The organism is Trichococcus sp. (genome assembly GCF_049589555.1).
Taxonomy (GTDB): Bacteria; Bacillota; Bacilli; order Lactobacillales; family Aerococcaceae; genus Trichococcus.
The window spans coordinates 1-4,888 of sequence record NZ_JBAWAZ010000265.1 but is presented as its reverse complement, the minus strand read 5'-3'; the positions used below and the strand labels follow the sequence as shown (position 1 = coordinate 4,888).

Annotated in this window: 4 protein-coding genes; 1 reads left to right on the top strand and 3 read right to left on the bottom strand. The window is 50.6% G+C overall.

The features are described 5' to 3' along the window. Positions 1 to 603, bottom strand: a 603-nt coding sequence (locus WBV27_RS09590; RefSeq protein WP_424201540.1) for a glycoside hydrolase family 32 protein, incomplete at its 3' end; no start/stop codon positions are given. A gap of 77 nt (positions 604 to 680) precedes the next feature. Further along, the gene (locus tag WBV27_RS09585) at positions 681 to 2,159 is read right to left on the bottom strand and encodes a sucrose-specific PTS transporter subunit IIBC (RefSeq protein WP_424201538.1); all 1,479 of its coding nucleotides are present in this window, start codon (positions 2,157 to 2,159) and stop codon (positions 681 to 683) included. Positions 2,160 to 2,459: 300 nt separating this feature from the next. Here WBV27_RS09585 and WBV27_RS09580 point away from each other — a divergent pair, with 300 nt between their 5' ends. Beyond that, positions 2,460 to 3,482, top strand: coding sequence for a PLP-dependent cysteine synthase family protein (locus tag WBV27_RS09580; protein ID WP_424201536.1), 1,023 nt, complete (start codon positions 2,460 to 2,462; stop codon positions 3,480 to 3,482). Between the two features lie 310 nt (positions 3,483 to 3,792). On the opposite strand, the gene WBV27_RS09575 is transcribed toward WBV27_RS09580, so the two are convergent. After that, positions 3,793 to 4,797: an LCP family protein gene (locus tag WBV27_RS09575; RefSeq protein ID WP_424201534.1), complete on the bottom strand. Its 1,005-nt coding sequence runs from the start codon at positions 4,795 to 4,797 to the stop codon at positions 3,793 to 3,795. Positions 4,798 to 4,888 lie beyond the last annotated feature (91 nt).

Sequence of the window (4,888 nt, the reverse complement as noted above, 5' to 3'; positions counted from 1 at the left end):
ATCCTTGGAACGGTACATCAGGATTGTGCCGGTTTCGTCGGTGCGTTGGGCACCAATGACGGCATAGTAGATGCCGTGCTGCTCCCAGACTTTTGGATCGCGGACATGATCGGTGTAGCCTTCCGGATTGCCGGCGATAGCAGGCGGCAGGAACTTAGTGAAGCTGCCGTCCGCCTCCATGCGGGCAACGATTTGGTTTGGCACCCTTTCCCATTTTTCCGTGCGGACATTGCCGGTGTACATGATGTGCAGCTGGCCGTCTTTGACGAAGCCGCTGCCGGAATAGACGCCGTGGCTGTCGTACTCCGTGTCAGGCAACAACGCGACGCCCTCCTCTTTCCATTTCACGAGATCTGTCGAAGTCAGGTGGTACCAATGCTTCAGACCGTGGACCGCACCCATCGGAAACCATTGATAGAAGAGATGCCATTTGCCGTCGAAATAGGTGAAGCCGTTCGGATCGTTCAAAAGGCCTGTGTTCGGTTGGATGTGGTAGTTTTGGCGGAAGGGCGACTGCGCCACCCTTTTCGCCAATTCTTCCAGATAGTTGTCGGAATAATCCGAGGTTTGTTTATAGCGCTCCTCGCGCGTCCATACTTTCATCGTTTATTCCTTTCCGTGTCAAATTAGTCCTATGTCCAGCAGTCCAAGACTGCTTCTCGGAAATTAGACCGATTGGGTCACAGTGTTTCCTTATTCAGAGTTGAATGAACTTGTTCCTCATTTTTTTTTTTCGCTTCGCTTTTTGTCCAGTCGCGTTTGCTGAAGACGTAGGTCATGGATACTGTAGTGAGTGTTGCAATCAGCATGCCCAGGATGTAGATCCACAATTGTTCTTGTTTGATCGAGATGACGCCCGGCAGACCGGCTGCGCCCAATGCGATCGCTTTGACTTTGAAGAAGGAAATGAACGCGCTGCTGACGCCGGAACCGATCATTGCTGCGTAGAATGGGTAGCGGTATTTCAGGTTGATACCGAACATCGCAGGCTCAGTGATCCCCAAGTAAGCGGAGATTGCGGAAGCGGAAGCCAAGCTTTTCGCTTTTTGTTCCTTGATAATGAAGAACATCGCCAATGCAGCAGCTCCTTGAGCCACGTTTGACATAGCGGCGATCGGGAAGATGAACGTACCGCCTGTTTTGGCGATATCGGCCAACAATTGCGTTTCGACTGCGATAAAGCTGTGGTGCATACCGGTAACGACCAGTGGAGCGTAGAAGAAACCGATGATGGCTCCGCCGATGGCACCTGTCGTGTCATACAACCACACAAGGCTGCTTGTCATCACATCGCCGAGCGTGCGCGTCAATGGGCCCACCAATGTGAATGTCAGGAAGCCAGTGCTGATTATAGCGAACAGCGGTGTGACCAGGTTATCCAATGATGTGTGCACGCGTTTGTGCAGGAATGTTTCGATTTTCGCCAAGATGTAAGATGCGAACAAGATCGGCAACACTGTCCCTTGGTAACCGACTTTCGCGATTTCGAATCCGAAGATATCCCAGAAAGGCACTTCACCTGCAGCCAAGACTGACGGGTAGTTGTAGGCATTGACAAGATCCGGGTGGACCATCAACATCCCCAAAACAGCTCCCAAGTAAGGGTTGCCGCCGAATTTCTGCGTTGCGCTGAAACCGATCAGGACAGGCAGGAAGACATACGCCGCGTTGGAGAATGTATTGATCATCGCTGCAAAACCTTCGATGGCTGGATAAGCTTCAATCAGCGATTTTCCGGTAACAAACAAATCCTGTGCCGTGAATACGTTGTTCAATCCCATCATCAAACCACAGGCTACGATGGCCGGGATGATCGGTACGAAGATATCCGACAACAACTTGACGCCTTGTTGGATCGGATTCAATTTTTGCGAGCCGGCTGTTTTGACTTCCTCTTTGCTCATGGCATCGATTCCGGCCATTTTGATGAATTCCTTGTAGACTTCATTTACTGTTCCGGAGCCCAGGATGATCTGGTATTGACCAGCCGTTGAGAAAGTTCCTTTGACTTCGTCGCGTGCGTCCAATCCCGCTTGGTCGACCTTGCTTTCATCCCTCAAAACCAAGCGTAGTCGTGTTGCGCAGTGCGTCGCCGCCTGTACGTTGTCTTTCCCGCCGATATCCGTCAACAATTCTTCTGCAATCTTTTTGTAATCCATTTTTTTCTCCCTCTTCCCTTTAATCTGTTGTTCCTGAGAATAAGTGCAATAAAAACTGTGTTTCATCTCATTTCGGAACCGGTTCCTTTCCGATTCAAAATGATAAGGAGCAGGTTTTCTTTGTTGGTGAAACCGGTTCCTCTTGATATGAATAGTAAACCCTTTCAGAAATAAAGTCAAGCGTTTTCCAAAAAAATATTTTATATTCTTATGGACCGGCTTGCGATGGCCTTTCCTTGGCAAAAGCGTTAAAATGAAGACAAAGAGCGACATGACACAGATATGGGAGGTTTTTTGACCATGACGATAACTAAAGAAATGTCCGAAAAATTTGATGGTTTGGCGGCTTTGATCGGCCACACCCCGATGCTGGAAATTTCCTTGCTTTACAAAGGCGAACCACGGATCGTATACGCAAAGGCAGAATACTACAATTACTCAGGCAGCATCAAAGACCGCGTTGCCTGCCACATCCTCCACCAGGCCTATGAAACAGGCGCTATCGCTGAAGGTATGCCGATCGCGGAGGCGACCAGCGGCAACACTGGCATCGCTTTTGCTGCGATCGGCGCTTATCTGGGCAATCCGGTCACGATTTTCATGCCCGACTGGATGAGCAAGGAGCGGATCAACCTGATCGAAAGTTTCGGCGCAACAATCCGACTCGTTTCCAAAGCGGAAGGCGGCTTCACCGGTTCGATTGCCCTCGCCGACCGGATGGGCGAAACCAAAAGCGCCTTCCTGCCGCACCAATTCTCCAATCCTGAAAATTGCGCCGCCCACTACGCGACTACCGGGAAAGAAATCCTGGCTCAACTGGCGGCTTTGGGCAAAAGACCGCAAGGATTCGTCGCCGGTGTTGGCACTGGCGGAACGTTGATGGGTGTCAAAGATATTTTGCAGGAAACCTACCCTGATTGCCTGGCCTTCCCGCTCGATCCGGCTTCATCCCCGACGATGGCGTCTTGCGGAAAAGTCGTCGGTCCGCACCGGATTTTCGGCATCGGCGACGAGTTCGTGCCGGCCATCGTCAAACTGGATCAGCTGGACAATATCCTCTTGATCGACGACTGCGACGCCATCAACATGTCCCGCAAACTCGCGCGCGTGCTCGGACTCGGCGTCGGCATCTCATCGGGCGCCAACTTCCTGGGCGTCCTGAAGGCGCAGGATCTGCTGGGGAATAAGGATGCCGTAGTCGCTACCGTCTTTGCCGACGACAACAAAAAATACCTCTCCACCGACCTGATGTACGAACAAGCAGTTTCTGCGGATCATTTGGCATGCGACGTCGAATTGATTGGTATGCGCGCAATCCGTTGAGGCTAAAGAATTATTAGTTAAGGGATAATAAGGAGCTTCCGACAATTCTGGTTAAATTGTTGGTAGTTCTTTTTGATTAGTTTTTGATTATTTTGACAATCCAGTATGGTTGTCGGAAGTTGATCCTACCTTTCCCTTCGAACCGCCGACTGTTAGAGGGTTCGTCGACTGTTCCGTGATCTACTGATTGCGTTCAGCCGACAAGAACAAAAATACAGCCCGACAACATAACGTTGTATGTTGCCGGGCTGCTCTTATTGGTGTCTTTCTTATCCATCGTGTTCCCTCCGTTAAGAGGTGTCTAGGTCTTTTATTCTAGTTCGAGTTCGGCTTGCAGTAAAACTTGCACGCGCGCCAATTCCGTTTCATCCACAAAGTTGTAATAGATGTCGTCCATCATGTCACCGATGCCGCCGAGTTGTTGTTGCTCGATATTGCCGACCGCGCCGAGATAATCCTGGCTTTGGAGCGTGTAGAAATCGGACAGCTGGAAGCTCGTCTGCACGTTGGAAGACAAGGTTTCTAGGATATTTTGGTAATTCAACAACGTTTCCGCTGTCGCAAGTTTGCGGATGACGCCTTCGATGACCAAGCGCTGTCTTCCTTGGCGACCGGTATCGCCGGCCGGATCTTCATAGCGCATGCGGGCGAATGCCAACGCAGCCTCTCCGTCCAATTGGTTGGTGCCTTCGATGAAAGCATGGCCGTTCTGTTTGAAGGCAAGCGGACTCTCGACAGCGATGCCGCCGACCGCATCGACGATTTCCTTAATGCCGGCCATGTTGACTGTCGCATAAAAATCGATTGGAATGTCCAACAGCTTCTGGACGGTGTTGATCGCCATCGCGGTACCGCCGAAAGCATAGGCGTGGTTGATTTTGTCCATGTTGCCGGAGCCCACGATTTCGGTATAGGTATCGCGAGGGATGCTCAACAATGTCGTCTTTTGGGTGTGCGGATTAATCGTGACGACCACCATCGAGTCGGAACGGCCTTGTTCCGTGCGGCCCAAGTCACCGGTGTCGACGCCCAACAACAAAATCGAAACCGGTTCGCCCGCTTCCAGGAGTTCCGAAGGTGTCAATGCTCCAACATCGGTTCTGCTTTCTCCGTCTGCCGCTTCTGAGGAATCGACAACTGTGCCGGCATTCGTCGTTCGGAAAGTCTCGACTTCTACTGGCGTGTAGGCCGTGTCCATTGTATCTTTCACATTTGCATAGATCGAGTAAACATACCCGAGGATACCGATAACCAAAATTGCAAGGACACTGACGAATATTTTCAAACCGTTCTTATTTCGTTTATTTGATTGCATTTTTACTCTCCTCTTCCCCCGAAAGCCAACTATAAGATAATTGCTAGTGTTTCCTATATTTTAGATGATTCAGGCCGGATAGTAAAGCTAC

What these genes read in the sequence shown, in the direction of transcription:
- WBV27_RS09585 (WP_424201538.1), bottom strand. Translation starts at nt 2,159, where the DNA reads ATGGATTACAAAAAGATTGCAGAAGAATTGTTGACGGATATCGGCGGG.
- WBV27_RS09580 (WP_424201536.1), top strand. Translation starts at nt 2,460, where the DNA reads ATGACGATAACTAAAGAAATGTCCGAAAAATTTGATGGTTTGGCGGCT.
- WBV27_RS09575 (WP_424201534.1), bottom strand. Translation starts at nt 4,797, where the DNA reads ATGCAATCAAATAAACGAAATAAGAACGGTTTGAAAATATTCGTCAGT.